General features: G+C 69.3%; 1 protein-coding gene. It reads right to left on the bottom strand.

The genetic code is table 11. The features are described 5' to 3' along the window. On the bottom strand, positions 1-1025 hold a 1025-nt coding region (locus B8W69_RS29475; protein WP_085293150.1), incomplete at its 3' end, for a 13E12 repeat family protein. Positions 1026-1089 lie beyond the last annotated feature (64 nt).

Below are 1089 nucleotides of genomic sequence, written 5' to 3'. Positions count from 1 at the left end.
AGCGCCAGCGCCTTGTCCTTGTCGAAGATCGCCAGATAGTGGTGGGCGTGGCGGGCCAACCGGATGACGTCGCTCATCGGCAGGATGGTGCCGCCGCCGGTCAGGCCCCGGCCGGCCGCCGACTCCAGCTCGGCCAGCGTCGTGGTGACGACGATGGACGCGGGTAAGCCGTTGTGCTGGCCCAGTTCTCCGGAGGCCAGCAGCGCGCGCAGTGCCGCGTTGAGTGCGTCATGGTTGCGGTGGCCGGCCGATCGCGGGTCGCGCTCGATGGCTTCCTGGCTGGGTGCGCCGTCCACGCAGGGGATGTCGTCGAGCGGGTTGCACATGCCGGGGGCGGCGAGTTTGGCCAAGACGGCTTCCAGCGTGGCGCGCGCTTCGGGGGTCAGCCAGCCGCGCAGCGCCGACATGCCGTCGGCGTGCTGGTTACCCAGCGTCAGGCCACGCTGACGCGCCCGGTCCTCGTCGGTGAAGGTGCCATCGGGGTTGAGCACATCGGCCATTCCCCGCGCCAGGTCGGCGAGTTGTTCGGGGCGAAACTGGGTTCCGAATTCTGCCAGTTGGGCTTCGGCCTGCTCGCGGGTGGCCAGGTCCACCCAGCCGGGCAGGCGGTGGTAGAACTTGCGGATCACGGCCACCTGAGCGGCTCCCAGTGTGCCCTCGCGTTGGGCCGCGGCGGTGGCGGCCAGGGCGGGTGGGATCGGTTCGCCGGTCAGGCCGTGGCGCGGGCCCAGGTCGCGTGCCTCTTTGATGCGCCGGGAGGCTTCGGTGCGGCTGATCAGTGTCGCCTCGGCGAGGGCATGGACCAATGTGCCGCCGAGTTCTAGGCAGGGGGCTTGGCGGGCAAGGGAATTGATCAGCGGATGCTCGACGGCCGGGATGCGCCGGCGCTGCTTTTCGCAGCGCACCAACACCGCCAGCTGCTGCTGCGCGCTGAGCGCGTCGAAGTTCAGCGCGCAGGCTCGATCCCAGGCGGCATCGAGCGCGTCGAACACCGCGTCGACATCCTGCTGATCACTGGAACTCACACCCCGAAACTAGCCGCACCCACCGACAAAAATCGGCGGTCAGGGGCCACTGAAACACAAGTGA

It is taken from the genome of Mycolicibacterium vulneris, from assembly GCF_002104765.1.
GTDB lineage: Bacteria > Actinomycetota > Actinomycetes > Mycobacteriales > Mycobacteriaceae > Mycobacterium > Mycobacterium vulneris.
Note: the sequence above shows the minus strand (reverse complement) of the source record. Positions and strands in the feature narration are given on the sequence as shown.